This is a genomic window from Micromonospora sp. NPDC049048, assembly GCF_043197615.1.
Classification (GTDB): Bacteria; Actinomycetota; Actinomycetes; order Mycobacteriales; family Micromonosporaceae; genus Micromonospora.
The window spans coordinates 1-26183 of record NZ_JBICTM010000006.1 but is presented as its reverse complement, the minus strand read 5'-3'; the positions used below and the strand labels follow the sequence as shown (position 1 = coordinate 26183).

At 72.3% G+C, this 26183-nt stretch carries 30 protein-coding genes; 9 read left to right on the top strand and 21 right to left on the bottom strand.

The annotated features are described in order from the left end of the window. Positions 1-13: 13 nt before the first annotated feature. From ACGFIG_RS19640 to ACGFIG_RS19590, 11 genes are all read right to left on the bottom strand, one after another. Positions 14-442 carry a hypothetical protein gene (locus ACGFIG_RS19640; RefSeq protein ID WP_393004783.1) on the bottom strand — a complete coding sequence of 143 codons (429 nt, stop codon included), beginning with the start codon at positions 440-442 and terminating at the stop codon, positions 14-16. Further along, a complete protein-coding gene (locus ACGFIG_RS19635; RefSeq protein ID WP_393004782.1) occupies positions 439-906 on the bottom strand; it encodes a TadE/TadG family type IV pilus assembly protein in 468 nt (155 codons plus the stop codon). Before ACGFIG_RS19635 ends, ACGFIG_RS19640 begins: the two co-directional genes overlap by 4 nt. Next, the gene (locus ACGFIG_RS19630; RefSeq protein WP_393004780.1) at positions 903-1385 is read right to left on the bottom strand and encodes a TadE/TadG family type IV pilus assembly protein; all 483 of its coding nucleotides are present in this window, start codon (positions 1383-1385) and stop codon (positions 903-905) included. The genes ACGFIG_RS19635 and ACGFIG_RS19630 overlap by 4 nt, the downstream gene beginning before the upstream one ends. A gap of 9 nt (positions 1386-1394) precedes the next feature. Beyond that, positions 1395-1598 (bottom strand): hypothetical protein, encoded by a 204-nt coding sequence (locus ACGFIG_RS19625; RefSeq protein WP_393004778.1) that lies wholly within the window; start codon positions 1596-1598, stop codon positions 1395-1397. A 26-nt stretch (positions 1599-1624) separates the two neighbouring features. After that, positions 1625-2503, bottom strand: coding sequence for a type II secretion system F family protein (locus tag ACGFIG_RS19620; protein ID WP_393004776.1), 879 nt, complete (start codon positions 2501-2503; stop codon positions 1625-1627). Positions 2504-2667: 164 nt separating this feature from the next. Then, positions 2668-3612: a type II secretion system F family protein gene (locus ACGFIG_RS19615; RefSeq protein WP_393004775.1), complete on the bottom strand. Its 945-nt coding sequence runs from the start codon at positions 3610-3612 to the stop codon at positions 2668-2670. Then, positions 3573-5105, bottom strand: a complete 1533-nt coding sequence (locus ACGFIG_RS19610; protein ID WP_393004773.1) for a CpaF family protein — start codon at positions 5103-5105, stop codon at positions 3573-3575. Before ACGFIG_RS19610 ends, ACGFIG_RS19615 begins: the two co-directional genes overlap by 40 nt. After that, complete coding sequence (locus tag ACGFIG_RS19605; RefSeq protein ID WP_393004771.1) at positions 5095-5895, bottom strand: ParA family protein; 801 nt, start codon at positions 5893-5895, stop codon at positions 5095-5097. The genes ACGFIG_RS19610 and ACGFIG_RS19605 overlap by 11 nt, the downstream gene beginning before the upstream one ends. Positions 5896-5897: 2 nt before the next feature. Beyond that, entirely contained in the window at positions 5898-6557 is a 660-nt protein-coding gene (locus tag ACGFIG_RS19600; RefSeq protein WP_393004769.1) for an SAF domain-containing protein, read from the bottom strand. Continuing rightward, positions 6554-7498, bottom strand: a complete 945-nt coding sequence (locus ACGFIG_RS19595; protein WP_393004767.1) for a hypothetical protein — start codon at positions 7496-7498, stop codon at positions 6554-6556. The genes ACGFIG_RS19600 and ACGFIG_RS19595 overlap by 4 nt, the downstream gene beginning before the upstream one ends. Continuing rightward, positions 7492-8058 carry a hypothetical protein gene (locus ACGFIG_RS19590; RefSeq protein ID WP_393004766.1) on the bottom strand — a complete coding sequence of 189 codons (567 nt, stop codon included), beginning with the start codon at positions 8056-8058 and terminating at the stop codon, positions 7492-7494. Before ACGFIG_RS19590 ends, ACGFIG_RS19595 begins: the two co-directional genes overlap by 7 nt. Before the next feature lie 613 nt (positions 8059-8671). Between ACGFIG_RS19590 and ACGFIG_RS19585 the strand changes: the two genes are divergently transcribed. Next, complete coding sequence (locus tag ACGFIG_RS19585; RefSeq protein WP_393005570.1) at positions 8672-9424, top strand: prepilin peptidase; 753 nt, start codon at positions 8672-8674, stop codon at positions 9422-9424. A gap of 125 nt (positions 9425-9549) precedes the next feature. Here ACGFIG_RS19585 and ACGFIG_RS19580 read toward each other — a convergent pair whose 3' ends face one another. Then, positions 9550-10188 carry a phosphatase PAP2 family protein gene (locus ACGFIG_RS19580; protein WP_393004764.1) on the bottom strand — a complete coding sequence of 213 codons (639 nt, stop codon included), beginning with the start codon at positions 10186-10188 and terminating at the stop codon, positions 9550-9552. A gap of 257 nt (positions 10189-10445) precedes the next feature. Between ACGFIG_RS19580 and ACGFIG_RS19575 the strand changes: the two genes are divergently transcribed. After that, complete coding sequence (locus ACGFIG_RS19575; protein ID WP_393005568.1) at positions 10446-12746, top strand: glycoside hydrolase family 65 protein; 2301 nt, start codon at positions 10446-10448, stop codon at positions 12744-12746. Positions 12747-12750: 4 nt separating this feature from the next. Here ACGFIG_RS19575 and ACGFIG_RS19570 read toward each other — a convergent pair whose 3' ends face one another. Both ACGFIG_RS19570 and ACGFIG_RS19565 read right to left on the bottom strand, forming a co-directional pair. After that, positions 12751-13257: a hypothetical protein gene (locus tag ACGFIG_RS19570; protein ID WP_393004762.1), complete on the bottom strand. Its 507-nt coding sequence runs from the start codon at positions 13255-13257 to the stop codon at positions 12751-12753. A 160-nt stretch (positions 13258-13417) separates the two neighbouring features. Further along, a complete protein-coding gene (locus tag ACGFIG_RS19565) occupies positions 13418-14026 on the bottom strand; it encodes a TetR/AcrR family transcriptional regulator (RefSeq protein ID WP_393004760.1) in 609 nt (202 codons plus the stop codon). A 119-nt stretch (positions 14027-14145) separates the two neighbouring features. Here ACGFIG_RS19565 and ACGFIG_RS19560 point away from each other — a divergent pair, with 119 nt between their 5' ends. The 3 genes from ACGFIG_RS19560 (at position 14146) to ACGFIG_RS19550 (ending at position 17602) form a co-directional block, all read left to right on the top strand. Beyond that, positions 14146-15009, top strand: coding sequence for an SDR family oxidoreductase (locus ACGFIG_RS19560; protein ID WP_393004758.1), 864 nt, complete (start codon positions 14146-14148; stop codon positions 15007-15009). A gap of 289 nt (positions 15010-15298) precedes the next feature. Continuing rightward, entirely contained in the window at positions 15299-16798 is a 1500-nt protein-coding gene (locus tag ACGFIG_RS19555) for a SulP family inorganic anion transporter (RefSeq protein WP_393004756.1), read from the top strand. A gap of 135 nt (positions 16799-16933) precedes the next feature. Beyond that, positions 16934-17602, top strand: coding sequence for a hypothetical protein (locus ACGFIG_RS19550; protein ID WP_393004754.1), 669 nt, complete (start codon positions 16934-16936; stop codon positions 17600-17602). 55 nt (positions 17603-17657) lie between these two features. Here ACGFIG_RS19550 and ACGFIG_RS19545 read toward each other — a convergent pair whose 3' ends face one another. After that, positions 17658-18368 (bottom strand): TetR/AcrR family transcriptional regulator, encoded by a 711-nt coding sequence (locus tag ACGFIG_RS19545; RefSeq protein ID WP_393004752.1) that lies wholly within the window; start codon positions 18366-18368, stop codon positions 17658-17660. A 113-nt stretch (positions 18369-18481) separates the two neighbouring features. Between ACGFIG_RS19545 and ACGFIG_RS19540 the strand changes: the two genes are divergently transcribed. Beyond that, positions 18482-19465 (top strand): NAD(P)-dependent alcohol dehydrogenase, encoded by a 984-nt coding sequence (locus ACGFIG_RS19540; protein ID WP_393004750.1) that lies wholly within the window; start codon positions 18482-18484, stop codon positions 19463-19465. A gap of 169 nt (positions 19466-19634) precedes the next feature. Beyond that, positions 19635-20099, top strand: coding sequence for a DIP1984 family protein (locus ACGFIG_RS19535; protein WP_393004748.1), 465 nt, complete (start codon positions 19635-19637; stop codon positions 20097-20099). Positions 20100-20423: 324 nt separating this feature from the next. On the opposite strand, the gene ACGFIG_RS19530 is transcribed toward ACGFIG_RS19535, so the two are convergent. Continuing rightward, positions 20424-21245 carry a hypothetical protein gene (locus ACGFIG_RS19530; RefSeq protein WP_393004746.1) on the bottom strand — a complete coding sequence of 274 codons (822 nt, stop codon included), beginning with the start codon at positions 21243-21245 and terminating at the stop codon, positions 20424-20426. A 467-nt stretch (positions 21246-21712) separates the two neighbouring features. Here ACGFIG_RS19530 and ACGFIG_RS19525 point away from each other — a divergent pair, with 467 nt between their 5' ends. Next, on the top strand, positions 21713-22219 hold the full coding sequence (locus tag ACGFIG_RS19525) for an HAD domain-containing protein (protein WP_393005566.1): 507 nt from the start codon (positions 21713-21715) through the stop codon (positions 22217-22219). 29 nt (positions 22220-22248) lie between these two features. Here the strand turns inward: ACGFIG_RS19525 and ACGFIG_RS19520 are convergent, their stop codons facing one another. The 5 genes from ACGFIG_RS19520 to ACGFIG_RS19500 form a co-directional block, all read right to left on the bottom strand. Then, entirely contained in the window at positions 22249-22470 is a 222-nt protein-coding gene (locus ACGFIG_RS19520; protein WP_393004744.1) for a hypothetical protein, read from the bottom strand. Positions 22471-22800: 330 nt separating this feature from the next. Continuing rightward, positions 22801-23655: a hypothetical protein gene (locus tag ACGFIG_RS19515; protein ID WP_393004742.1), complete on the bottom strand. Its 855-nt coding sequence runs from the start codon at positions 23653-23655 to the stop codon at positions 22801-22803. A 543-nt stretch (positions 23656-24198) separates the two neighbouring features. Next, positions 24199-24465, bottom strand: coding sequence for a type II toxin-antitoxin system Phd/YefM family antitoxin (locus ACGFIG_RS19510; RefSeq protein ID WP_393004740.1), 267 nt, complete (start codon positions 24463-24465; stop codon positions 24199-24201). A 301-nt stretch (positions 24466-24766) separates the two neighbouring features. After that, complete coding sequence (locus ACGFIG_RS19505; protein WP_393004738.1) at positions 24767-24940, bottom strand: hypothetical protein; 174 nt, start codon at positions 24938-24940, stop codon at positions 24767-24769. Continuing rightward, positions 24937-25155, bottom strand: coding sequence for a flavin reductase (locus ACGFIG_RS19500; RefSeq protein ID WP_393004736.1), 219 nt, complete (start codon positions 25153-25155; stop codon positions 24937-24939). Before ACGFIG_RS19500 ends, ACGFIG_RS19505 begins: the two co-directional genes overlap by 4 nt. Positions 25156-25639: 484 nt before the next feature. On the opposite strand from ACGFIG_RS19500, the gene ACGFIG_RS19495 reads away from it, so the two are divergent. Beyond that, a complete protein-coding gene (locus ACGFIG_RS19495; RefSeq protein WP_026268779.1) occupies positions 25640-25864 on the top strand; it encodes a winged helix-turn-helix domain-containing protein in 225 nt (74 codons plus the stop codon). Positions 25865-26183 lie beyond the last annotated feature (319 nt).

The window sequence follows — 26183 nt, the reverse complement described above, 5'->3', positions numbered from 1 at the left end:
TGCCTTCCCTTCCTTACGGTGCCCCGGTGAGCGGCCGCGCGGTCGCCTCCCCGGAGACGGTGACGGTCTCGTCGAAGCCGAACAGGCCGAGCAGGGATCTGCGGTGCGTGACGGTGACGCGTACCCGGACCCGGGTCTCCCCCTCGACGACCGGGAAGCTGACGGTGTGGCCGGCGGCGCCGGCCGCGGCGAGGTAGCCGGCGACGGCCCGGCGGGCCTGTGGGATGTTGATCCGGGTGGGTCCGCCCTCGATGGCGGTGGCGCGGTCGATGGCCTGGCCGCCGGCGCGGGCTGCCTCGGCCGCGAGGTTGTCGGCCCGCTGCAACGTGCGGAGCTGGCCCGCGCCGTCGAAGGCCATGGCGATGACGGCGAGGACACCGAACATCGCCACGGCGAGGAAGATGCTCACCCGACCCCGGTCGCACCGGCCGGCGGTGGTCATCCCCTGCTCCGGTAGCGGTCCAGCGGCGACGTGAAGCTCGCCGACACGCGCGTGCCGCCGGGCATCCCCGGCAGGGCGGACAGGCGCAGGTCCGCGTAGGAGACCGTGCACGCGATCCGGACGGTGACCGAGGCGTCCCGCCCGACCGGGCTGCGGAACGCCGCGTCGAAGCTGGTGGGGGCGCCGCCCACCGCGCCGCTGAACGTCACCTCGGGAGTTCCGGTGCAGTTCAGCCCGCGCCAGTCGAGCTGCCGGCGGGCCGCGTCCCGGGCCTCGGCGCGGGCCGTGCGCGCGTCCCGGGAGATCGAGGCGGCCCGGGCGGCGTCGTGGGCGGCGGCGTCGATCGCCTCGCCCGCCACGGCGGTACGCCCGGCCACGCCGGCCAGCACGATCAGCGCGATGAAGGCCGGGGCGAGCACCGCCACCTCGATCGAGACCGAGCCCCGCTCGGCGGTACGACTCATGGCCTGGTCCACCGTTCCACGGTCCCGTGGGCGGTCTGGCGTACCCGGAAGCTGACCCCGGGTACGACCGACAGGGACCGCCCGCCCACCGTGCAGGTCACCTCGGTCCTGGTGCGTTGGCAACTCGGCTCGGGATCCTCCCAGCCGACGAGCCAACCGCCCGAGGCCCGCAGGAACTGGACGGCCCGGGCCTTGCCGGCCCCGGCCGGCGCCTGGTGCAGCCGCTGGGCGTTGACCCCGCTCTGTGCGGCGTGGAGCGCGGTGGAGCGGGCCACGAACCAGGCGGCGGTCTGGATCGACGCGAAGAGGAGCAGCAGGATCGCCGGCAGCACCACCGCCAGCTCGACCGGGCTGGCCCCGCGCTCGTCCCCGCCGGCCGTGACCCGCCAGGCGACGGCGCGACGGCTGACGACGGACGTGACGGGGTGCCGGGCGGCGGTGGCCGCCCGGCACCCCGGGGCGGAGTCTGCTCGGCGCACGACCCGGCGTTACTTCGGGTCCTGGTGGGTGGGAATGTTGTCCATCCAGTCGTTCGCGGAGGCGAGGGCGGCGGCGGTGACCGCCATCGCCACGGCGACCAGACCGAAGATGATCACGGCGGTGGGTACGGGGCTGTCGCCCCGCTCGCCGTCCTCGCGCAGCTCGGCCAGGCGTGTCGTCAGGGCGATGTGCAGGCGGTTGATGACGGACATGACGTGCTCCTTCTCTCGGGGACGGATCACAGGCGGGCGACGAACGGATAGACGGCGAAGCCGAGCAGGACGAAGACGAGCAGCGCCCCGGGAATGTCGAGCCGGCTCGTCACCCCCTCGGCCCGCGCCAGGCTGTCGGTGCGGATCTGGTCGCGCAGCGAGTCGGCGCGGCTGCGCAGGGTCTCGTGCACCTGCGCGCCCTCGCTGCCGGAGGCGCGCATGATCGCCCCGACGTCGCCCAGTTCCGGGATGCCGATGCGCTCGGCGAGGTCGCGAAGCTCGTCCCACGGCGAGTGCATCTGCATCTGGGCGATCCGCAGGGACTCGGAGATGCGGTCGAAGACCCAGCCGTCGCAGACCGCCGCCGCCCGCTCCAGCGACTGCACCGGCCCGTGCGCGGCGGAGAGTTGCAGGGCGACCAGGTCCAGGTAGGTGCAGACCGCCTGCCGGAACTCGTCGCGCGCCTTCTCTGCCTGGTCCAGCACCGACCGGTGCGCGATCAGGGCGCAGAGCAGCGCCAGCCCGAGGCTGCCGAGCACGGGTACGACGAACGGCAGCCGGATGCCGACGGCGAACAGGGTGGCGCCGAGCAGCGTCGGCGCGGCGAGCCCGATCAGCGTGGAGAGCAGCATCGACAGGGCGTACTGCTCGGGCGTCCGGTCGATCAGGGCGAGCTGCCGGTGCGGTGGCCGCAGCCAGCCGGACAGCCCGGTGAGCCACTCCAGGCGCCGGTCGACGGGCGCGGCGAGCTGCCCGCCGCCGGCCGGTTGGTGCAGCCGGCGCAGCGCGGGCCCGAGCGCGGGGGTGGCCGGCACCAGCTCGCGGACCACCAGGAAGACGCCCAACCCGACCGCCGCCCCGCCGCAGACGGCGATCGCGAGCTGCCAGTTGACGACGACACTCACGGGGCTGGCCTTTCGTTCGCGACTGCGGGGCTCGCAGGCTCACTCCTCGCGCTCACGGGGCTGGCCTTTCGTTCGCGACTGCGGGGCTCGCAGGCTCACTCCTCGCGCTCACGGGGCCGGCCTTTCGTTCGCGACTGCAGGGCTCGCAGGCTCACTCCTCGCGCTCACACCAACACCTCTTCCGGGTTCGGCGCGGGCAGGAAGCGCGCCGGCCGGCGGGGCTGGCTCATCGACCGCACCCAGGCCAGCAGGCCGACGAAGGCCGCGCCGAGCGCCGCCATCACGAGCTGCCCGAAGGGCGTGCCGTACGGGCTGATGTACTCGGTGTTGAGCAGCCCGTACGCGACGGTGGCCAGGGTCATCCCGGTGAGGAAGCGCACCGCGAAGCGGGGCTGGGTGCGCTTCGCCTCGATCTCGCGGCGGGTGGCCACCTCGGCCGCCGCCGCCTGCGCGATCGAGCCGAGCACGTCGCCGAGGCGGTCGCCCCGGTCGGTCACGTGCAGGATCAGTGCCGCCACCACCTGGTCGCAGACGGGGTCGCCGATCTCGTCGGCGAAGGCGAGCAGGGCGGAGCGGGCCAGCCAGCCGGCCTGGAGCCGGGCGGCGAGCAGCCGTACCTCCTCCTGGATCTCCTCCGGCGCGGTGGCGACGGTGCCGATGATCGTCTGCTGGAGTCCCTGGCCGGTGGCGGAGACGTCCTTGAGCCGGCGCGTCCACTCGCCGACCGCCTCGACGCGGGCGATGGCCCGCTGCTCGGCCTTGCCGACGGAGAACAGCCACGGGGTGCCCGGAACGGCCACCGCGACCAGCAGGCCGACCACCGGCAGACCGGTGAGCAGGAAGGCCAGCGCGCCCGCGACCAGGGCGCCGACGAGCAGCGCCTGGTGCGCCCGCTGCTCGCGCGCGGTGGTGCCGGAACCCTTCCACAGCCGGTCGAGCCCCCGGCCCGCGCCGGGCCCGCCGGGTGGCCGGCGGGTGCCGACCAGCGCGACGACCGCCAGCAGCAGCCCCGCGACGCAGGCGGCCCCGGAGACCACCGCGATGAGTTGGACGTTGTCCAGCACGGGGGTCACCGCCGCCCGAGGCGGGTGTGCCGGGGCCGCCGCCACGCGCCCGTGCCGGCCTCGATCCACCGGCTGAGCAGCCGGGCGTCGTAGCCGACGCGGAGGAGCTGGGCGCGGATCCGTTCGGGCAGGTGCCGGGGTACGGCCCGCCCGTCCGGCCCGGGCCCGAAAACCTGGGTGGTGGTGATCCGGTTGCCGTCGCCGACGCCGATGACCTCCTCGATGTGCGAGACGAAGCGGTGCTTGCGCCCGCCGATCGCCGTCTCGTCCTCGACGGTGACGTAGACGATCAGGTCGAGCGCGTTGCCGGCCATCCGGCGGGCCTGGTCGACGGTCATCTCCCGGCCGTGCGCGAGCGCCAGCTCGATGATCCGCTCGCTCACCCCGGCGGGCGTACGCGCGTGGATGGTGCACATCGAGCCACGGCTGGTCGTCATGGCCTGGAGCATCGGGACGATCTCCCGGGACCGGACCTCGCCGACGATGATCCGCAGCACGCCCATGCGCAGGGAGACCGGGATCAGGTCGGCGATGCTCACCTCGCCGGCCGGGCGGCCGTCCGCCCCGCGTTCGCCGTGCCCCTCTCGGGCCTCGAAGCTCATCACCGCCCGGTGCTTGAGCCGGCGGCGGGCCGGCAGCAGCTCGCGGCTCTCCTCCAGCAGCACGTACGGCTCGTCGGCCGGGATCTCGTCCATCAGCGCCCGGATGACGGTGGTCTTCCCGGCGCCGGCGAGCCCCGCCACCATGATGTTCAGCCCGGCGCGCAGGGACGCGCGGAGGAAGTCGCGCACCAGCGGATCGATCATCTCGTCGAGGTCGTCGCGGCCCCCGGCGAGGTCGTCGAGGCTCACGTCCAGCGTGTTGTGCTTGCGGATGACCGCGTACGGGCGGTGACTGACCAGGAACACCGCGGCGAGCCGACTGCCGTCCGGCAGTTGCAGGTCGAGCGTGGGCTTGGAGGTCGACAGCGAGCGCTCGGTGGCCCCCGCCCGGCGGGCCGCCGCCTGGAGGATCTCCACCAGTTCGTCGTCGCTGTCGGCGATCGGCTCCACCCAGTCGACCCCGCCGCCGTGGCGGGTGACGCGTACCTGGTCGCAGCCGAGGATGTGGACCTCCTCGATGGTGTCGTCGACGAGCAGCGTCTGGAGGCGGCCGAGCCCGGCCAGCTCGGCGGTCACCTGGTCGAGCAGGATGCGCTCCTCGCCGGCCGCCATCGGGGTGCCGGCCCGGCGCACCGCGTCGGCGTACTCGGCCACCACCGCCACGGCGAGCCGGGCGCGCTCGGTGTCCTCCTCGTCGACGGTGAACTCCCGGCCGCGCTGCCACAGGGTGAGCCGTTCGCTGAGTTCCCGGCGCAGCTCGCGGACCACCTGGAAGTCGACCCGGGGCCGGGGAGGCGGCTCGGGCCGGGGCGCGGCGACCGGCACCGGCAGCGGGGCCGAATGGTGCCGGCCGTTGGGCGGGGCCAGCGGCGGCACGGTCGACGTGGCGCCGGGCGGGTACCGGCGCGGGTCGCCGGAGACCGGTTCAAACCGCATCCGGCACCCCCTGCGACACGGGCCAGGCCAGCCGGGCGCGCCGGCGTTCCAGCAGCGCCCCGACCGGTACCTCCAGGGCTCCGGCCGCGCGCATCAGGGGTCGACCGGCCCGCACCGTGCCGCCCAGGTTGAGCACCTCGGCCGTACGCGGGTCGTGCGGCAGCCGGGCGATCACCGGCAGCCGCAGCGCCTTGCTGACCTCGCCGCTGCCGTGGCCGTCGCCGACCAGCAGCAGCCGCAAGGTGCCCGGCGGCACCCGGTGCTCGGCGAAGTCCCGCTCGATCGTCCGGACCAGCGCCCGGGTGCCGGAGAGGTCGGGCAGCCGGGCGCCGCTGACCAGCAGCACCACCGAGGCGGCGCGCAGGACGGGCCACGGTGGACCGACGACGTGCAGCCGCCCGCAGTCCACCACCACGTCGTACGGCGGGTCGCCGCCCTCCAGGCTGCCGAAGAAGTCGGCGAACCGCTGCCAGAGCGGGGTGACGCTGCCAGCCTGGGCGGGATCGACGACGCCGGGCAGCAGCAGCCGCTCCCGCTTCGGCGCGTCCAGGTCGACCAGCTGCGACCAGAACGCCGACTCCAGGCTGCCGTCGCGCAACTCGCCGACCGCCAGCTCGCCGATGCCCCGGGGGCCGTCGAGCGCGCCGCCCAGGTAGCCGGCGAGGATCGACCCGCCGGCCGGGTCGCACTCGGCGAGCACCAGCCGCCGGTGCCAGGTCAGGGCGCAGGCCAGGGCGGTGGTGGTGACGCCCGGGGAGCCCTTCGCCGACACCAGCGCGATGATCGCCATCCTCAGGCCGCCTCGGTCAGGACGACGGCGAGCCGCTTCTGGCTGGACAACGCGACGACGGCAGGCACGTCCCGGACGGTGAGCGCCAGGTAGACCACCACCTCGTCGTCGTTGTCGGAGGTGACGGCGTCGATGACGGTCGCCTCGAAACGGGTGGCGGCGCCGGCGGGCCGGTCGTCGTTGCCGTCCGGCGTGCTCACCAGCAGGACCTTGTCGCCGGGGTGGAGCCTGCGGGCGGGCACCTCGGCGGGGCCCAGGCCGAGCGCGAACTGCTGCTGGCCGGGCCCGAGCAGCGGGTCGTCGGTGAGCTGGGCCATCGTCAGCAGCGTGCCGGGGGTCAGCGACACGGCGGCCCGCTTGCCGACCACCTCGTCGAGCCGGCTCGCCGGCACCGGGGACAGCCCCTGGCCGCCGGCCACCTGCACCGGGACCAGGTCGTCGGCGCTGACCTGCCGGCCGACCTCGACCGGCCGGGCCACCGCCAGGTAGCTGCCGGTGGCGCGTACGGAGGTGACCGCGAACGCCGCCCCCAGGCCGCCGAGGGCGATCAGCAGTACGGCCAGGCCGAGCAGCCCGGGCCGCATCCGGCGCTGCCGGACCACCCTGGGTGGGGCGACCGGGGCGTCCACCGGCCCGGTCCCGTTGCGGGTCGCCACACTCACTGGGTCACCACCTGTAGTTCGTTGATCCGGATCGGGACCGTCTCCGTGGTCCGGCTGACGGGGATGACGCCGCTCTGGTTGCCGCCTCTCCAGGTCACCGTCCAGTACGTCGTGGCCCGCACCCGGTAGTTGCCGGCCTTCGGGTAGCCGCTGTCGTAGCCGCAGTCGGGGGAGGGCCGGCCGGCGAACCTGCCACCGGCCTGGTACGGCGTGCCCGCGTCAGCGCACTCGACCTTCTGGCCGTTGCCCATGTCCCAGACGATCCGGTCGAACGTCGCCGTGATCGTCACGGTCAGGCCCCGCTCCCTCTCCGACGCCCGCTGCGTCGGCCCGAAGTACTTCCGGGCGTCGCTGGTGCCCCACATCCAGACCGGCAGCCCGACCAGCCCGGGACCCTTGCTGCGGCGGGGCGCGACCGTGATCGGGGGTGCCGCGATGGTGATCTTGGCCAGCGCCCGCCGGGCGAGTTCCTCCGGATCGGGGGGCGCGCCGAAGCCGGGCGGCGGGGCGTCGCGCAGCACGTTGGTCTGGGTGCCGAGTTGGCCGCCGTTGCAGGTGCGCGTGTACCACTGCTGGCCCTCGGGGGCCTCGGGCTGCGGTTGGGCGAGCTTGTAGTAGCAGCCGTCGCCGTTGTTGAACCAGCCCAGCACGTCGTCGTAGCACTTGACGGTGCGGCCGTTCCACTGGCACTTGCCGCCACCCCCGCCGCCCGAGTCGCCGCCTCCGCCGTCGTTGCCGCCCCCGCCGGGGCCGCCCGGGGTGCCGGGATCGTCGTCCCAGACGCTGCAGTCGCTGTGCCCCGGCGGGCACTCCGCGCCGGGGTCCGCGCGCCCGGCGGCGATCGCGGGCACGGCCGCCCCGAGCGCCAGCAGCAGGGCCAGACCGGCGCCCGCGAGCCACCTGCGGGTCGGCCCGCGTGATCCGCCCGGGCGGGTCAGCACGGCAGGTCCTCGTGGGAGGTGCCGGCGCTGATCAGCCAGCGGCCGTCCGGGTAGCGGGTGGCGGTGGCGGTGGCCAGGTGCCGCGTGCCGCGGGTGCCGGGTACGACCCGCTTGTCGCTGGCGTAGACCAGCCGGTAGCCGGTGGCGTCGAGGCAGTCCTGGATCTCCACGGTGGGCGGGCTCGAATCCAGGCTCACCGAGGTCACGGTGGGGTCGGAGACCAACGTGCCGGTACGCATCGCGCCGTGCTCCTTCGCCTTGCGGATGGTCAGCCGGACCCGGGTCAGCAGCGGGTCCGCGAGGAACCGGGACAGCTCCGGGTGGTGGGGATCGCCGCGCCCGCTCGCCTCGCGGGAGGCGGCCAGATAGCCCGCGTACGCGGTCAGCGCCGCCTTCCTCGCCGCCTGTTCGTCGGCGGCCCGGGGGGTGGGGGTGGGGGCGTCCCCGGCGGTCGGCGCGCGGGGGGTCGTCGCGGGCTCGGCGCCGCAGGCCGGGCCCGCGCCGAGCGCCGCGATGGCGAGCAGGCAGGTTGCCCATCGGCTGAACCGCCGTCCGCGCACGTCGTGCCTCCTCGGTGGCGACCCGGGGGCCGGCCTGGCGGCCTCCGGGCATGCGGCGACGCGCCCGGATGAGGCCGTCCGGACCTTCCGGAAAACGCCGCCGCATTTACCGTTACGGATCTCTATGGATTCAATGTCCCGCGTTGTCCTGTTGTTTGTTGTGGGTTGCACCACACCCAAGGGGCGAGCATAGGCTGACGTTCGCCGATGCAACAGAGGCAATTGGTTCGAACACTTTGAGTCATGACGGGTGGTGACGGTCGGTGATTGCGGCTGGTGGCGGCGGGTCGGGCGGCGAGGGCTGGCGGGGTGGCCGGTGGGCCGGTCGCGCGGGCGGTGTCCTCGGTGGGCGGGGAGCCGTCGTGGTGGCCGACGCGTGTCCCGGACGTGGCGTCTGGTCCGATCCGTCCTGTGGAAAAACGCACCGATATTGTGCTGGTGTGGGATTCCCGCGCGTGCAGCCGCGCTATTCCCACGTGCAATTCAGGGCATTGTCCGGCAGGGGTCCGCGCCGCTCCGGCCGTTACCCGCCGATGATCACATTGCTACCCTTCGTGTTCGCTCGCCGTGCCGAACCACGGGGGCGATCGTGGCGCTGACCCGGCCGCCGACGGTGGCGGAGCCGACCGCGTCGACACTCGCCGTCCGTGTGGCGCGGCTGCTGGCCCTACTCGCGCTCGCCCCGGCGCTCCGGCTCGCCGTGATCCGGCACGCCGTACCGCCGGGGGTGGCGACCCGGACCGGGTGCGACGCGTGCGGCGTCCCGATCGGGCTGGCCCGGCCGTGGCCGGCGCTCGGCCCGGCGGCGCGGTGCGGCCGGTGCGGGGCGCGCGTCGGCCCGCCACCCGGCACGGTGGAACTCGCCGTCGCGGCGGCCGTCGGAGCGCTGGCGCTGCTCGGGCCGCCCGTTACCGTGCTGGTCGCGATGGCCTGGTGGTGGGTTTGGGCGATCCCGCTGGTCTTCGTCGACGTGGCCGTGCACCGGCTGCCCGACCGGCTCACCTGGCCCGCCGCGGCCGGGACCTGGCTGCTGCTGGGGCTGGCCGCTCTCGCGGGGCCCGGTCCGGCGCCGTGGCTGCGCGCCACCGCCGCCGGGTTGGCGCTCGCGCTCTTCTTCGCCGCCACCACGCTGCTGCTCGGCCGGCGCGGATTCGGCCTGGGCGACGCCAAGCTGGCGCTCGGCGTCGGCGTGCTGCTGGGCTGGTACGGGTGGGCCGCGCCGGTGGCCGGGCTGCTGCTCGCCCTGCTGCTCTCCGGGCTGCTCGGCGTCGTGCTGCTGCTCGCCCGGCGCGTCGGCTGGCGCAGCCACCTGCCCTTCGGCCCGTTCCTCGTCCTCGGCACCGTCGGCGCCCTCTTCCTGTCCTGACGGTGCGGGGCGCGCCCGGGCAACCGCAGGCCGCTACTGATCCCCGGGCAGGGCGGTGTCCGGCCCGGCAGGCTGTACCCCGGCAGGCTGCCCAAGCCGGGCTCCGGGGCGGGTACCGGAGGCGGTCAGCGGCGGGACGTCGGGGTGGCCGGGTCGGGGGCGGGGTGCTCGGCGTGCCGGGTGCGGCGGTGCAGCAGCCCGGCGGCGGGCCGGGCGAACAGCGGCGTGAGTAGGGCGGCGAACAGGGCCCCGAGCAGTAAGCCGGCGACCACGTCGTGCGGGTAGTGCACGCCGACGAAGGTGCGGGAGAACGCGGCCAGCGCCGCCAGCGGCAGCGCCACCAGCCCGACGCGGCGGGACAGCAGCAGGGTCGCCACCGCCAGGCCGCCCGCGATCGTGGAGTGGTTGCTGGGGAACGACCAGTCGCCCGTCGGCGGGCACTCGTTGGCGATGATGGCGAGTTCGGTGGCGAGCGCCCGGCAGGGCCGCTCCTGGTCGACCAGCGTCTTCAGCAGCTCGCTGCACCCGTACGCGAGCACGACCGGCACCGGCGACACCAGGGCGTACGCGCGGTCGCGCGGTCCGCCCCGGAGCCGGGACAGGGCAGCGATCAGCCACAACGCGCCCAGCAGCAGGATCGCGCCCTCGGTGAAGTGCTCGGCGAACCACTGCACCGGTTGCGGGGTGTCGGCGGCGAAGTCGACGATGTCCTGGTACAACTCGACGCTGATCTCCGGCACATCCGGGCTATCCGCAACAATCATGACTCACCTCACTTAGGGTTCATACCCCGTTTACCTCGCGAACAACCATGGAACATCTGGAAGCCAGGCGCATGGTGCACTGGTTGGGTAGTTCCCCCGACTTTCGTCTCAGCGACCTCTCAGCCCGTTCTGCTTCGATCGACCCGGTACGTCGGACTTCTGGAGGCGCAGTGCAGGACACCCCCACCGCCGATCGGCCGCCGACCGGGCAGGTCACGGGGGACGAGGCCTGGCGGATCCGGCGTACGGAGGCGGACATGGACCGCCTCGCCGAGACCGAATCGATCTTCGCCCTGAGCAACGGTTGGGTCGGCTGGCGGGGCAACCTCGACGAGGGCACGCCCTACGGGATGCCCGGCACCTACCTCAACGGCTTCCACGAGCGGCGCGAACTCGACCACCCCGAGGACGGCTACGCCTTCCCGCAGTTCAGCGACACGGTGATCAGCGCGCCGAACGCGGCCCTGATCCGCCTCTGGGTCGGCGGCGAGCCGCTGGACGTACGCACCGGCACCCTGCGCACCCACGAACGGGTGCTCGACCTGCGCGCCGGGGTGGTCGAGCGGCACACCGAGTGGATCTCACCGGCCGGGCACGGCGTACGCGTCCGCAGCGTCCGGCTGGTCTCCCTGCCCCGGCGCCCGGTGGCCGCCGTCCGGTGGTCCGTCGAGCCGCTGGACGGCACGGTCGAGGTGCGGGTCTGCGCCGACCTGCTCGCCAACGAGCGGGTGCCCGAGCGCGCCGACGACCCCCGCGCCGCCTCCGTGCTCACCGACCCGCTGACCGCCGAGTACCGCCACTCGAACGGGCACGACGGCGTCCTCGTCCACCGCACCGTGCACAGCGAGCAGCGGGTCGCCGTCGCCGTCGCGCACGAGGTGGCGGCCCCGGAGGGCGTCGCCTCCGGCGTCGACTGCACCCCCGACCGACTGCGCCTCACGCTGACCGGGACGTTGCGCGCCGGCGAGCGGCTGCGACTGACCAAGTTCGCCGCGTACGAGTGCACCCCGGTCGACGCCATGCCACCGCCGGAGCTGGCGGGCCTGGTCGTGGCGGAGGCCGACGCGGCCCGCGCGGACGGCTTCGAGGCCCTGCTGGCCGGCCAGCGCGCGGCGCTGGACGTGGCGTGGCGGACCGCCGACGTGCAGCTCGACGGCGACGCCGAACTCCAGCAGGCCATCCGGTTCTCGGTGTTCCACCTGCTCCAGGCGGGCCGGGCGGACGGCGACCGGACCATCCCCGCCAAGGGCCTGACCGGCAACGGCTACGACGGGCACGTGCTCTGGGACACCGAGGGCTACGTGCTGCCCGTGCTGACCTACCTCGACCCACCGCTGGCCCGCTCGGCGCTGCGCTGGCGGCACGCCCACCTGCCGGAGGCCCGCGAGCGCGCGGCGGAGCTGCGGCTGACCGGGGCGAGCTTCCCGTGGCGCACCCTCGGCGGGCGGGAGTGCTCCGGCTACTGGCCGGCCGGCACCGCCGGGCTGCACCTCAACGCCGACATCGCCGACGCGGTGCTGCGCTACGTCGCCGCCACGGGCGACGGCGAGTTCCTCACCGGGGCCGGGCTGGAACTGCTGGTCGAGACGGCCCGGCTCTGGCACGGCTTCGGCCACTGGTCCGACACCGGCACCTTCCACCTGCACGGCGTGACCGGCCCCGACGAGTACAGCGCCCTGGTGAACGACAACCTCTTCACCAACCTGATGGCCCGGCGCAACCTGCGCGGCGCCGCCGACGCCGCCGAGCGGCACCCGGAGGCGGCGGCCCGGCTCGGGGTCGAGGCGGCCGAGGTGTCGGCCTGGCGCGCCGCCGCCGACGCGGTCTTCATCCCCTACGACCGCAAGCGTGGGGTGCACCAGCAGTCGGCCGGCTTCACCGAGCAGCCGGAGTGGGACTTCGCGCACACCTCCGACGACGACTACCCGCTGCTGCTGCACTTCCCCTACCTGGAGCTGTACCGCAAGCAGGTGGTCAAGCAGGCCGACCTGGTGCTCACCATGCAGCGCTGCCCGGGGGAGTTCACGGCCGACGAGAAGGCCCGCAACTTCGCCTACTACGAGGCGCGGACCGTCCGGGACTCGTCGCTGTCGGCCTCTCCGCAGGCCGTGCTCGCCGCCGAGGTCGGGCACCTCGACCTGGCGTACGACCTGTTCGCCGAGTCGGTGCTCCAGGACCTGGCGGACCTGGGCGACAAGACCGGCGACGGGCTGCACCTGGCGTCGCTGGCCGGGGCGTGGCTGGCCCTCGTACAGGGCTTCGGCGGGATGCGCGACGACCGGGGGGTGCTCTCCTTCGATCCCCGGCTGCCGGCGGCGATCGACCGGTTGGCGTTCCACCTGCGCTGGCACGGTCACCGGCTGCGGGTCACCCTGACCCGTGCCGGGGCCCGCTACGAGCTGCCCGACGCCGACCCGGAGACCGGCGTCGAGCTGTGGCACCACGGCGAGCCGCTGCGGGTCACCGGGGCCGGGCCGGTGACCCGGCCGATGCCCGAGGTGCCCGACCCGGGTCCGGAGCCGCCGTCCCCGCCCGGCCGCCGCCCCGCCCGCCGCTGAGGTGTCACTCGACGGGCGTGCCGGGTTGCGGTTCGCCCGCGGGCTGACGGCCGACGACTGACGCGCCGGACATCCGCTGCCGGACGACCTCCAGCGCCTCGAAGGCGTACGCCCAGTTGTGGCACTTGAAGCTGCGCAACCCCTCGATGGCGGTACGGCAGTCCGTGCAGCGCACCCCGGCGATCGCGTCCGGGACCTCGGTGTTGACGTACCTGCGCTCGCCGAGGATGACCGTCGCGATCATCATCCGGTCGTGTACGCCGGAGAGGGCGGAGGAGACGATGTCGTACCAGTTGACGCGGCGGCCGCACTTCGGGCAGTCCGGCTGGTCGCCGCTGACCCACAGCGGGGCGCCGATGCTGCGCAGCGGCATGCCGAGCAGCTTCTCGATCCGCCGTACGTCCGACTCCGGCGTCGTCCACCGGTGCGCGCCGGGCAGCGAGGCGGGCGAGTCGTAGACGGCACGGAACAGGACCGGGTCGACCTCCACGGTCTCGCGCTGACTGGTCATCGGTGCCTCCTCCACGATCGGTCGCCCGCACCGTCGTCGCAGGTGGGGCGCGTACGACCGGATCAACGACGACCGGGGGTCCGGTGTTGTCCGTCCGGTGGCGCGGGACGGCTATCTCGACGCCGAACGGACCGTGGCGAGCTTCCTCGGCCGCGGCGAGCTACGCGTCGCGGGGCCGCAGGCCGCGCAGTGCCGTGTCCACCACCTGGTCGGCGTACGCGTGGGTCAGGGGGCCGGTGCGCTGGAGCCAGCGGTTCAGGATCGGGCCGAAGATCAGGTCGACGGCCACGTCGAGGTCGACGTCCTCGGCGAGTTGCCCGGCACGCCGGGCGGTGCGCAGGCGCTGCTTCTTCAGCTCGCGCATGGGCCCGTCCAGCCGTTCCGCGTAGTCGGCGGCCAGGGCGGGATCGTGGACGATCTCGGTGTGCAGGGCGCGCATGGGCTGGTCGTAGCGCGGGTCGTTCAGCTCGTCGACGGTGGCCCGCAGCACCAGTTTGAGGTCGGTCGCCAGGTCGCCGGTGTCCGGTAGCGCGCCGTCCTGCGGGCCGTCGGTCGTGAGCGCGAGGAAGGCGTCGAAGAGGAGCGCGCCCTTGGAGGGCCACCAGCGGTAGATCGTCTGCTTGCCGACGCCGGCCGCGGCGGCGATGCCCTCGATGCTCAGCTTGGCGTAGCCCAGCTTTCCGACGAGGTCGAACGCGGCGGCGAGGATGGCGCGGCGTGCCGTCTCGCTGCGACGGCTGGAGTCGGGGGCGACCTTCCGGGTGGGCACGCGGCCAATGTAGCAGCGGATGAGACGAGACGGTCCGTCTTGACAGTGGGTGCCGGTCGGGTAGGGTCACTCGCATCGACAAGACGAGACGGTCCGTCTTGTCAGGGAAGGGGTACCCATTGGAAGCCGCAGCCGCCGTACCGCGGGTCTGGTTCATTACCGGGGCCAGCCGCGGCCTCGGTCGCGCCTTCGCCGAGGCCGCGCTCGCCGCTGGCGACCGGGTCGTCGGCGTGGCCCGGGACGTCTCGCCGCTCGACGACCTCGCGGCCCGGCACCCCGGCCGCCTGCTGGCCGTGCCCCTCGACGTCACGGACCGCGCGGCGGTCTTCGACGTCGTCGCCCGCGCGGTACGGCACTTCGGCCGGCTCGACATCGTCGTGAACAACGCCGGCGCGCTCTTCATGGGCATGGTCGAGGAGTTCACCGAGGCCGAGGCCCGCGCCCAGCTGGACCTCAACTTCTTCGGCGCGCTCTGGGTCAGCCAGGCCGTCCTGCCGCACCTGCGCGCCCAGGGCGGCGGGCACGTCGTGCAGATCTCCAGCATCGGCGCGCTCGGCGGCTTCCCCAGCACGGGGCTCTACAGCGCGAGCAAGTTCGCGCTCGAGGGCATGAGCGAGGCGCTGGCCGCCGAGGCCGCCCGCTTCGGCATCAAGGTCACCATCGTCCAGCCGGGCGGCTACTGGACCGATCTCTACACCAGCAGCACGGCGGCCACCCCGGACCCCGCCTACGAGCCGCTGCGGGAGGAACTGGCGCGGCAGTGGGCGGAGGGGTCGATCGACAGCGATCCCCGGCTGGCCGCCGAGGCGCTGATGAAGCTCGTCGCCAGCGAGGACCCGCCGCTGCGACTGCTGCTCGGCAGCATGGTCTACGACCTCGCCTTCGACATCTCGAAGCGACGCATGGACGTCTGGGCGGGCTGGGAGGAGGTGAGCCGCGCCGCCGAGAAGGCGATCCCGGCGCCGGGCACCGAGCCGACCTGACCGCTGGCCGTGTCGGCGGGGTGTGGGCCGGCTCGTTCCATCCTCGGCCGTCCGGGGACGGCCCGTCCGGTCGTGACGATCGCCATGCGGGCGGGGTCTCCACCGCACCTGAAGAGTAGGGTCCGGTGGGCCGTTGTCCTGCGCGACCGCAGCCCGCGTGGACCTGGGCAACGACGCCTGGACGACCCCGATGGTCGGGTCCGTACGCGATGTGACCCTGACTGACCCGCCCCGGTCGAGGCGGCGTGACGCACGCCTGTCGACGTGCTCCCCGAGTGGAAATGGCTGTATGTCGTCTGTGCTGTCCGCGGCCCCCCGTCCGCGCCTGCCCCGGCCGTCCTGGCTGTCGCCGAAGGTGTTCCGCACCGAGACCCTCGCGGGGCTGGTCGTGGCCTTGGCGTTGATCCCGGAGGCGATCTCCTTCTCGATCCTCGCCGGGGTCGACCCCCGGGTGGGGATCTTCGCCTCGTTCACCATGGCGGTGACGATCGCGATCTGCGGCGGGCGGCCGGCGATGATCTCCGCCGCCACCGGCGCGGTCGCCCTGGTGGTCGCTCCCCTCGCCAGGGAACACGGCCTCGACCACCTCGTGGCGGCGGTGATCCTCGGCGGGGTGATCCAGATCCTGCTGGCGGTGCTCGGGGTCGCGAAGCTGATGCGGTTCATCCCGCGCAGCGTGCTGGTCGGCTTCGTCAACGCCCTGGCCATCCTGGTCTTCGCCGCCCAGGTCCCGCATCTGCTCGGCGTGCCGTGGCTGGTGTATCCGTTGGTGGCTGTCGGACTGGTGATCATGGTGGGGCTGCCCAGGGTCACCCGGCTCGTGCCAGCGCCGCTGGTCACCATCGTGGTGCTGACCGTGGTCACGGTGGCCGCCCACGTCGCGGTCCCGACTGTGGGTGACGAGGGTGCGCTGCCGGACAGCCTGCCCACGCTCGGCGTACCGCGGATCCCGTGGACGACGGAGACGCTGGCCCTGATCGCCCCGTACGCCCTGGGGATCGCCCTGGTCGGGTTGATGGAGTCGCTGCTGACGGCGAAACTGGTCGACGACATCACCGACACCCCGTCCAGCAAGACCCGGGAGGCGTGGGGCCAGGGCGTGGCGAACATCGTCACCGGGTTCTTCGGCGGGATGGGCGGCTGCGCGATGATCGGCCAGACGATGATCAACGTGAAGGTGTCCGGCGCCCGTACCCGGCTGTCGACCTTCCTGGCCGGCGCCTTCCTGCTGTTCCTGGTGGTCGCGCTCGGTGACGTGGTGGCGCTGATCCCGATGGCGGCATTGGTCGCCGTCATGATCATGGTCGCGGTGTCGTCGTTCGACTGGCACTCGGTCGCCCCGGCCACGCTCCGACGGATGCCGTACGGCGAGACCGTCGTCATGCTGACCACCGTCGGCACCACCCTGGCCAGCCACAATCTCGCCATCGGCGTCATCGTCGGCGTGCTCACCGCGATGGTCGTCTTCGCCCGCCGGGTCGCCCGCCTGGTGGAGGTGACAAGCGTCCTCGACCCCGACGGGACGACCCGGATCTACTCGGTGCACGGCGAGTTGTTCTTCGCCTCCAGCAACGACATCGTCGGCCAGTTCGACTACGCGAACGACCCCGACTCGGTGGTCATCGACATGACGCACGCCCACGTCTGGGACGCCTCCTCCGTCGCGGCCCTCGACGCGATCACCACCAAGTACGCCGCCCGCGGCAAGACCGTCGAGATCATCGAGTTGAACCGCCCCAGCGCCCGCATCCACGGCACCCTCGCCGGCCGGCTCGGCGTCGGCCACTGACGGCCCCGACGTCGTACGGCTGCCGGTGCGACTCTCCTCGGCTCCCGGCGGGAGCCGACAGCGCCCGCCGCAGGTGGGGCCGACCGTGGCGGAGGCGCACTACGCTCCGGGCCACCTGAAGGAGAGGGAAGATCAATGCGTAGGACCCTGCTGCCCGTCGCGGCGCTCGCCCTGGTGGCGGCGCTGACCGGATGCGTCACGATCAACACCCCGGCGGACGACCCCGACCCGGCTGCCTCGGGGCAGCCGACGGCCAGCACCGTCAGCGTGGACGACGGAACAGCGGACCCGGCGCCCTCGGCCGTACCCGACACGTCCGGAGCGCCCGCCACGCTCCGGGCGCTCACCTGCGCGCAGCTCAAGACCGCCGTCCTCGGTAACGGATCCGAGCGGTACAACGGCTACCCGGATCCGATCCCGCTGGTCGACGGCATGTGGTCCGGCGAGGACGGCACCGTCGTCCACATGCAGCAGCCGTGCGCCATCGGCGACCTGACCGGCGACGACGCGGCCGACGCGGTGGTCCCGGTGCTGATGGACGGCGGCGGGACCGGCAAGTTCTGGCAGATCGTGATGTACGGCAACATCGACGGCAAGCCCGTCTACGTCACCATGGTCGACATCGGCGACCGTACGCCGGTCGAGTCGGTCTCGATCAAGTCGCGACGGGCGACGGTGGTCTACCTGACCCGCCCCGAGGACGCGTCTTCGGCGGAGGTCGCCGTCCGGCGTACGGCCGTCTACGAGCTCAGCGGCAGCCGGCTCGTCGAGGTCGGCCACACGGACACGCCGTACACCCCCTGAGGCGTCCAGCCCGGCGTGGGCGTCGACCTGGCGAGCTGAACGGCGGCGTCCGTCATCAGGATCGGCGCGACGTCCAGCCTTGCTGGTGCAGCCGTTCGATGCCGTCGAGCAGCAGGTCCAGCGCGAACTCGAACTCGAACTGGTCGTCGCAGCCCTGTCCCACCACCGACTCGTCGTCGTGGGACGCCGCCGTGGAGATCTCCGCGAGGTGCGGGAACCGGGCTGCGACCTCCGGCGGTAGGGCCGCCGGCGGATCGGGACTGGTCGCGCCGGACCGGCCGGCGTCGCGCGAGGCGTCGAAGAGTTCCTGGCTGAAGCCAAGGATCCGGCTGCCCATCGCGTGCATCACGTGGTGGGCGAGGTCGGTGGAGAACCCGCCGGCCCGGAGGGTGCCGACCATCGAGTCGAGGTAGGCGAGGACGACCGGCGTCGCCATGTTCCGCGACTCGATCGCGAGCGGCACCCAGGGGTGCCGCCGCAGCACCTGTCGCGCCGAGAGGATGCGTCGACGGACCTCGTGCTTCCAGTCGGACCCGGGTGCCGGCGGGTCGATCTCGCCGACGACGACGTCGATCATGCCGTCGAGTAGCTCGTCCTTGTTGGCCACGTGCTTGTAGAGGGCCATCGGCACGACGCCCAGGTCCTGAGCGAGGTTGCGCATGCTGAGGGACCCGATCCCGGCCTCGTCGGCGAGGGCGACGGCGGCGCGCAGGATCCGGTCCCTGCTCAGCGGCGTCCGGCGCAGCGTTCCAGCCTGGTCAGCCAACTCGCGTCCTCGTCTCGGCGGCGGTTGAAACCATAACCGCCTTGACGAGTGTACGGCGTACACCTAGCATCGGTTCCATCAGGTGTACGCCGTACACCTTGAGGGGAGTGAAGATGAAGGCGATCGTCCAGGACCGGTACGGCCCGCCGGAGACACTCACACTCGCGGACGTCGACACGCCGGTGCCGGCAGCCGACGAGGTGCTCGTGCGGATCGGGGCCGCCGCGCTCAACGCGTACGACTGGCATGCCATGCGGGGCGATCCCCGGATGGCGCGGTTGGCCATGGGCCGGTCGCGGCCCCGGGCGCGCATCCGTGGCCGCGACTTCGCCGGCACGGTCGAGGCCGTCGGCGCCCATGTCCGACAGGTACGCCCAGGCGACGCCGTCTTCGGCGACCTCGGCGACGCCAACGGCGCCTTCGCCGAGTACGTGTGCGTGCCGGCGACCATGGTCGCGCCGAAGCCGACGAACCTGACGCCGCAGCAGGCGGCCGCCCTGCCCCTGGCCGGCGTCACCGCGCTCATGGGGCTGCGCGACGTCGGGCAGGTCGAGCCCGGCCACCGCGTCCTCGTCAACGGCGCCTCCGGCGGCGTGGGCACCCTGGCCGTCCAACTGGCCAAGGCGCTCGGCGCCACCGTGACGGGGGTGTGCAGCACCCGCAACGTCGACCTGGTCCGCTCCCTCGGCGCCGACCACGTGGTCGACTACACCCGCGAGGACTTCACCCGCACCGCCCGCCGCCACGACGTCGTGTTCGACCTGGTCGGCAACCGCTCACTCACCGCGCTCCGGCGGGCGCTGACCCCGACCGGGACGCTGGTGCTCTCCGGCGGCGGCGTGTACCGGGGCGGCAGCCTCATCGGACCCGTCTGGCTCCTCGCGCGCGGGCGGCTGCTGGCACCCTTCGTACGGCAGCGCATCGTCACCCTCGCCACGGCACCCAGCCGACAGCACCTCGACACGCTCCGCGCCCACGCCGAGGCCGGCCGCCTCACCCCGGTCATCGACCGGACCTACCCGCTGCACGAAGTGCCCCAGGCCATCCGGTACCTCGAAGGCGAACACGCGCGGGCGAAGGTCGTCATCTCCCTCTGACCCACGGCTCCTCGTGAGGGTGCCGCTCTCCGCCCCCGGTGGCCGCCCTCGCATCGATGCTCGACGAGCATGCACGGCCCACGTGCCGCCGAAATGTGCCGACGGTCGTGTCGACAGCGGCGGAAAAATGGGCGAGCGGTGCTGATCTTCGCTGGCCATACTGGTGCCCATGAAGCTTGCTGAGGCACTTGCGCTGCGCGCGGATGCGGCGCGCCGCGCCGAACAACTCCGCGCCCGCATCACCGCCAGCGCCCGCTACCAGGAGGGCGAGGCACCCGCTGAGGACGCCTCGGCTCTCCTCGCGGAGGCGGGCGAGGTGCTCGGCGAACTGGAATCGTTGATCCGGCGGATCAACCGCACCAACGCCGCCACCGCACTGGAGGGCGGCACGCTCACCGACGCACTCGCGCGCCGCGACGTGCTCCGTCTGCGCCACAACGTGGTCACGTCGGCGGCGGACGCCGCGGCCGGCGAGGGCCAGCGCGCGTACCGGCAGCTGCGATCGGAGCTGAAGATGGTCCCGGCGCTGCCGGTGGCGGAGCTGCGCAGGCAGGCCGACGACCTCGCCCGGCAGCTGCGCGAGGTCGACACGCTGATCCAGCGTACGAACTGGGAGGTCGAGCTGCTGGACTGACGAGTTGCGGAGCAGGTAGCCGACGTGGAGGCGTGCACGAACCCGAGAGCCGGCGGGTAATCCGGCTCACTCCTGGCGCGCCGAGGGCAGGCGCAGGGGTTCGACTCCCCGCACACACCGCACGCCCAGCACAGCACACAGGTGACGGCGCACAGGGCACGGCACACCACCAGGTGCAGATCCACGACGGCGAGGGTGGGACAGGGGACTTCCGCAACCTCGTACGGCCCGGCTGTCGGGCGACCGATCACCGAAATCCTCGCCCACGATCGGCGGCAGCCGGGCCGCAACGCCCGCTTGTGCTCCCCGGGTACGCGGGACCTGCTACGCCCGGACCGTGCCGGGCACCGGGCGCCACCAGACTCGGGCCGTCAGCGCGGCGACGGCGACGGGCGCGAGTACGACGGCCAGTGCCAGTCCGCTGCGGAAGTCACGCGGCAACCAGAGCACGTTGTCGCCGATTCCCGCCGCGTGGGCGAGCAGAGCGAAGCCGTACGCCGACAGGAGCGCCGCTGCGGTCACACCGGCCCGGCGCCGTAGCGCCCTGGCCTGTCCCATCGTCCCGGCGCGTCGCATGGTCCTGGCACGTCGCATCGTTTCGGCAGGTGGCGTCGTCCCGGCACCTGGCGTCGTCCCGGGGCGTCGCGTCGTCCCGGCACGTCGCGGAGCAGGTTGCCGGACCCGCGTGGGCGCCAGAACCGCGCTCGCTGCCCCGACCGCCGCGGGCGCCGTGCCGGTGAGGACGGCCTGCACCCGCAGCAGGCCGCGGACCACCCAGCCCAGCAGTGGGAAGACGAACAACATCGCGCCGACGCCGTGCACCGCCCAGGCGCCTGCCAGCGTGGGGCCGCCCCAGGCGTCGTAGTACGTGCTGGCCCAGACGCTCCCGTCGTGACCGTCCAGGCCGAGGAGGGGCCGCAGCGGATAGCCGACGTTGACCAGCATCAGTCCGGCGAGTACGGCAGTGACGGCGGTCGCCGCCGCCGCGAACGGCAGCGCAAGCACGCCCGACACGAACCGACGGGACGCGATGGTCCGCATGGCGGACGGCACCGCGATCACCGCCACACCGAGCCTGCGCCACATGACGGTGCCGTACGTCTGCCGGATGCAGCGGCGCAGGGCGGAGACCGTTTGCTTCGTCATGCTGGTCGATCCTTCGCCCTCCCGGCAGCCCTGACCACAGGGTTTCCCCCGGAACCGCCCCGGAAGATGCTCGCGCCCTGCGTGCCGGGTCGAGCTTGGTCCGACCCGGCACCGGTCCGTCCGTCAGCCCCGGAAACGACGGAGGCGGGCGAAAGCGGTTCTGGTTCTTGCGGTGGGGGAGACCGTCGACAACGTCTCCACGTACGCCTACCTGGACGGCGACCTGGTGATCGTCTTCGCGTTCAGGCGGGCTGACCATCCCTTCCCCGAGGACCTGGGCAAGGTCTTCGCCGCCAGGATCCCACCGGGACGAGTTCGTGGCCACCGTCGGGGATGCAGCCGACCTGCTGGACGCCGAGTCGGTTGACGCCGGTCCGCCCCGGTGAGCAGACCGCCATGCCGGTTGATCCAACCTCGTCGGCCGGGATCGCTATCGTGCGACGGTGACCGCTGGTGCCGAGCGTCCCTTGCTCTTCCTCGACGTGGACGGTCCACTCATCCCGATTGGTGGAGGGCTGCCCGAGGCCCCCGAAGGATACGCAGCCAGGGCCGGAGCGACCGGCCAATGGGACGGGATCTCCAACCCCCTCCTGTCGAGGCTCGATCCGGTGCACGGCAAGCGGCTCAGCGCGCTCGGGTGCGATCTGGTCTGGGCCACCACGTGGATGGCCGATGCGAACGAGGACGTGGCACCGCGAATCGGCCTACCGGAACTGCCGGTCCTCGACTGGCCGGAAGAGGACGAGGAGCAACCGATCCGGCGGCTGCACTGGAAGACCAAGGCCCTGGTCGCCTGGGCGGCCGGACGGCCCTTCGTGTGGGTCGACGACGAGATCAGCGACGTGGATCGAGCCTGGGTAGCCGCCAACCATCCCGGGCACGCACTCCTCCACCGTGTGGACCCGCGGGTTGGACTGTCCGATCCCGACTTTGCCGCCATCGAGCGATGGCTAGCCGACACGTGCCAAGCCTGATCAGGAAGTCGGCGTCTCGGACCCTCGCACTACCACTTCCGGCGCCATTCGAGGCGACCTCGATGCGCCACAGCCGGGAGGTCACCTCGCTGGACGTACAGCACCTCGTCCTCGGCCCACCAGACGTCGCCGGCGCGAAGGCAGACCGGAACCTCCAATCTCAGAGCGAGAAGACAGCCGCCGGAACTGCCGGGCAGCCCCTCCAGGTCGTTCACCAACTCCATCCGGTCTGCGGCGACGGGCTCGGTCATCACGCCACCATCTTGCCTGCTTGCCTGGCCCAGGCGACTCCTTGACCTCAAGCGCCATCACGGTCTGTGAGCTGCCATTCTGGGTTCTTGGCCTGCTGAACGGATTCGTCGGCGTCGCGGGTGCTTGTAAATGGGCCGCCAGGGACTCGAACCCTGGCCGGACGTCGCGACAGATCATCCTGAATCGGGTCGATCCGGCCCCTGGCCAGGGCGGCGGCCCTCATCGCCTCTCGACGTACTACAGAGTCAAAAAAATCCCTGACAGGTATCGCTCGTCAGGCAAGACCTCCCGGCGACGCCCCAGGCCGTTCCGACCGTGCTCGTCCGGCCTCACGGATTCCAGTAGACGAGGACGCTGGCCTGGTCGAAACGTCGCTCCTTCAGGTCGGCACGTTGGATCACCCAGTGGATGCTCGCGCCGCCTTGTCTGCCGCCGTGGAACTCGGCAAGCAGAACCCAGTCACCATGGTCGGGGGGCCCGCCACCGCGCACTGGCCCGTCGTAGCAGGACCAGCCGGAGGGGTTGGCGCCCAACCACGCGGGGTTGAAACCGTTGCATTCAGTGCCGTAGCCGCCCAACAGCAGCGGCGTCGTCCAGCCTCCATAAGAGAACATGCCGTCCGGCACGTCGTGCAGGACTTCCTTCCACACCTCGGTCATTTCTTCGAATGGGGGATCTCCCGGCAGCGGCGGAGACCACGGGGGCCCCGGGATCGTCTTGACGTAGGGCAGAGATATGTCGACCGTGAGGTGCAGGTCGCCCTGTGGAATCTCCGCGTAGACCTCGGCGAATTCCTCGTCGTCCGGAGGGAAGTCGGGCGAATACTGCTCTCGCTCCTCGACTGCCACGCCTGCCGGCACGTACATGACCTCGCCCCAGCCGCTTTCTTCGGGCCAGCCGAACAGCAGCAGTTGGCCGTCGGATGGTAGTGGAAGGTCGGTCACGTCTGCCGGAAGAGCAGCGCAGTCGATGGTGGCGATCAAGGGGAACTCGGGGTCCTCGGCGTCGGCCGGAAGCATCACGGGTCCACGGATAGCGCCTACGACCGGCCCGTCACCCCCCTGCGTCAGGAGGGCGGACGGGCGGGCGAGCCCTAGCCAGTGCTCCACGTCGGCAGCGGGGATGTCGCGGCGCAGCGCCTCGTCGCGGACCTGATCGATGATCTTCGCGTTTCGGGGGAGCACGAGAGCACCGTAGATCAACCGTGCGACGTTCCCGATCCCGCCAGATCTGGTGTCGCTGGCTGCCCAGAGCCCGCCGGGCTGCCTCGCTGTACGACCACCGCCGCTGAACCTACTTACGGCTGCCGGCGTCCGCCATCTCCGGAACGCGCTCGCTGTCGCAGATCCTCCAAGCGGCCACCCGCGCAGAGCAGCCGGTTCAGCCGCCTGCGCGCATGCACATCACCTTGGCCGAGAGTCGCCAGCTCGACATAACGGCCGGCGCGAGCAAGTAGATCCATGTGCCACAGGTGTGCGTTATGGCGCTCGTGGTCGGTGCTGTAGCACTCCGCAACAGCACCGACCACTGCGATTGCTCGGTCCCAGTCGCCCCGTTCCTCGGCGACGCGCGCAGTCTCAGACCAGTGAGGCACGGACGTAATCCTAGGTAGCGCTGACCGTCAGCTTGAGAATCGGGTTGATCTACACCGTGAGTAGCCGCCCAGGCCACCGCCCGGGACGCCGCCGGCCCAGCCTGGCGCCCCAGTTCGCCATCACGATGGAGATCTACACGGTAACGGAGGCCGGGTCGACCAGGTCCCGCTCGGCCGCGTCGCCCTCCTCAAGCTCCGCGATCGAGCGGCGCAGGGCTGCGGCGTTGGCCGGGTTGCGAAGGAGGTCGGTCTCCTTCATCGACTCGTACTCGGCGAGCGGCACGATGACCACCGGCTCGTGTCCCGACCGGGTCACCACTACTTCCTCCGCGTCGTTGATGACGCTGTCGAGTTCGGCGGCCAGGTTCTGCCGTAGCTGGGTGAAGTTGACGGTCCGCATGACCACCTCCGGGGTAGGTACAGACGGGTGGGCCTGCGTCTCGTCCCTGGCCGACCTGGCGCTGGACCGACGGGCGCAGCTGCACTTGCTGATACACGAACCAAGATCACAGCCCAAGCGACCCCACGAAGGGCCGCCGACCAGCGGAGGAGTGGGCCGCCAGGGACTCGAACCCTGAACCTATGGATTGCCGGCGAGCCGGCCTTCTGCGGCGTGGTTCGAGGTCATCCGGGCTGCTGGCGCGCTTCTCGACCGGGTTCGGCTGGCACGGCTGCTGTACTTCGCTGCTGTACTGCTGGCGTCAGACGAGGCGCTGGATGCGGACCTTGGGCTGCTCGTTTCTGAGGTGGCCTTCCTTGTGTTGGCGGACCTGCTCGTTCCAGATCTCCTGGTCGTAGTCGGGGTCGGGTGGGATCCACTTGTGGGAGCCGTCGCTGTAGTGGAACTTCTCGTCGCCGGGTCGCAGGATGCTCATCGGGTCCAGCCGAGGAATCGACGGTGCAGGCGGCCGGCGGGAACGTGGGCCAGGTCCTGGGCGGCGTCGACGAGCTGGGCGGCCAGGTAGAGGGCCAGCGACACCGGGGCGCCTTCGTACTCGGCTCGCAGCTCGCGCCGCCGAGGCTGGCAGGGCCAGTCGGCACCGCAGTCGCCACACGCCCAAGCCGGTGTGACCGGAAGGTGCGTCGTCATCGTGGCGCGTCCGGGCTCGGCCAGTGGCCGCGGTTGATCGGGATGGGATGGCGGCTTCGACAGGGTAGATCGCTTCCGCAGCGGCAGATGCGCCGCCAGTGCCGCCATGACCAGATAGGTCGGTGCCGGCGCGCGAGGGTGAGCGCTGCTGCCAAGACGTATTCGTCGTAGAACACGCGCCGCCGGCGGTTGTCCCGCCTTTGGTCGTAGCCGGCGTTGCGCGCGGCACCTGCGGTCGGATCAGTTGCATCGTTCGGTCTGGTCATCACGCTTCCCGCCGGCGCTGGCGATCCCGTGGGCACCCGGTCAGCCGTCTCCGGAGACAGGGCACCCACGGCAGGACGACCCGGCCGCCAAGCTGGGTAGCCCCACGAGCAACTTAGGACGCAATGTGCGCAGGGTCAACAGCTACGACACATAGCGTTGTAAGTCGAGCGTTCGGTGTGGTCTGCTTGCACCAGCCGCCAAGCTGGGAGCACCACCTATGTCTGAAGCTGCCTACCTACAGGTCGCCCGGGATATCCGCGAGCAGGTCAGCTCCGGCCAGTTGAAGCCGGGCGACAAGCTGCCGTCGTTCGCTGCCCTCTGCGAGCACTACGAGGTCAGCAACACCGTGATCCGGGCCGCCATGCTGCTGCTCAAGGCCGAAGGACTGATCGACGGCCGGCAAGGCAAGGGCGTCTACGTCGCCAACCCGCTTCCCCGGTAACGGCGGTCGCCACCGAGGCTCGACACCCTCGCTTACGAACTCTTGTGGAGGTCGTCGGGCATCGTCCGGCCACGTTTGCAACCTCGGATGACGATCCGTCCCCGGCTGCCGGTAGTCGGGGGATCCGTCTACTTGCGGCGAGTCTCGCCTGGCATGCACCGCTTTGGTTGCTCGTGTGGCCACGCGACCTACATCCCGCACTTGGTTAGGCGGCCCACGACGCCTGAGGTTCCCCCGGTAGCTCGGAGGCTTTCGATCATGCTCTGATGGAGCTGAAGGGAGTCATCCGTGGCAGCACCGAAGAAGTATCCCGATGAGC

Bases quoted from the DNA above. Each gene is read 5' to 3' on its own strand.
- ACGFIG_RS19540 (WP_393004750.1), top strand. From the start codon at position 18,482: ATGAAGGCGATCGTCCAGGACCGGTACGGCCCGCCGGAGACACTCACA.
- ACGFIG_RS19575 (WP_393005568.1), top strand. From the start codon at position 10,446: ATGGACCGCCTCGCCGAGACCGAATCGATCTTCGCCCTGAGCAACGGT.
- ACGFIG_RS19635 (WP_393004782.1), bottom strand. From the start codon at position 906: ATGAGTCGTACCGCCGAGCGGGGCTCGGTCTCGATCGAGGTGGCGGTG.
- ACGFIG_RS19520 (WP_393004744.1), bottom strand. From the start codon at position 22,470: ATGACCGAGCCCGTCGCCGCAGACCGGATGGAGTTGGTGAACGACCTG.
- ACGFIG_RS19530 (WP_393004746.1), bottom strand. From the start codon at position 21,245: ATGACGAAGCAAACGGTCTCCGCCCTGCGCCGCTGCATCCGGCAGACG.
- ACGFIG_RS19555 (WP_393004756.1), top strand. From the start codon at position 15,299: ATGTCGTCTGTGCTGTCCGCGGCCCCCCGTCCGCGCCTGCCCCGGCCG.
- ACGFIG_RS19495 (WP_026268779.1), top strand. From the start codon at position 25,640: ATGTCTGAAGCTGCCTACCTACAGGTCGCCCGGGATATCCGCGAGCAG.
- ACGFIG_RS19640 (WP_393004783.1), bottom strand. From the start codon at position 442: ATGACCACCGCCGGCCGGTGCGACCGGGGTCGGGTGAGCATCTTCCTC.
- ACGFIG_RS19625 (WP_393004778.1), bottom strand. From the start codon at position 1,598: ATGTCCGTCATCAACCGCCTGCACATCGCCCTGACGACACGCCTGGCC.
- ACGFIG_RS19510 (WP_393004740.1), bottom strand. From the start codon at position 24,465: ATGCGGACCGTCAACTTCACCCAGCTACGGCAGAACCTGGCCGCCGAA.
- ACGFIG_RS19570 (WP_393004762.1), bottom strand. From the start codon at position 13,257: ATGACCAGTCAGCGCGAGACCGTGGAGGTCGACCCGGTCCTGTTCCGT.
- ACGFIG_RS19580 (WP_393004764.1), bottom strand. From the start codon at position 10,188: ATGATTGTTGCGGATAGCCCGGATGTGCCGGAGATCAGCGTCGAGTTG.
- ACGFIG_RS19500 (WP_393004736.1), bottom strand. From the start codon at position 25,155: ATGACGACGCACCTTCCGGTCACACCGGCTTGGGCGTGTGGCGACTGC.
- ACGFIG_RS19610 (WP_393004773.1), bottom strand. From the start codon at position 5,105: ATGCGGTTTGAACCGGTCTCCGGCGACCCGCGCCGGTACCCGCCCGGC.
- ACGFIG_RS19605 (WP_393004771.1), bottom strand. From the start codon at position 5,895: ATGGCGATCATCGCGCTGGTGTCGGCGAAGGGCTCCCCGGGCGTCACC.
- ACGFIG_RS19505 (WP_393004738.1), bottom strand. From the start codon at position 24,940: ATGAGCATCCTGCGACCCGGCGACGAGAAGTTCCACTACAGCGACGGC.
- ACGFIG_RS19550 (WP_393004754.1), top strand. From the start codon at position 16,934: ATGCGTAGGACCCTGCTGCCCGTCGCGGCGCTCGCCCTGGTGGCGGCG.
- ACGFIG_RS19535 (WP_393004748.1), top strand. From the start codon at position 19,635: ATGAAGCTTGCTGAGGCACTTGCGCTGCGCGCGGATGCGGCGCGCCGC.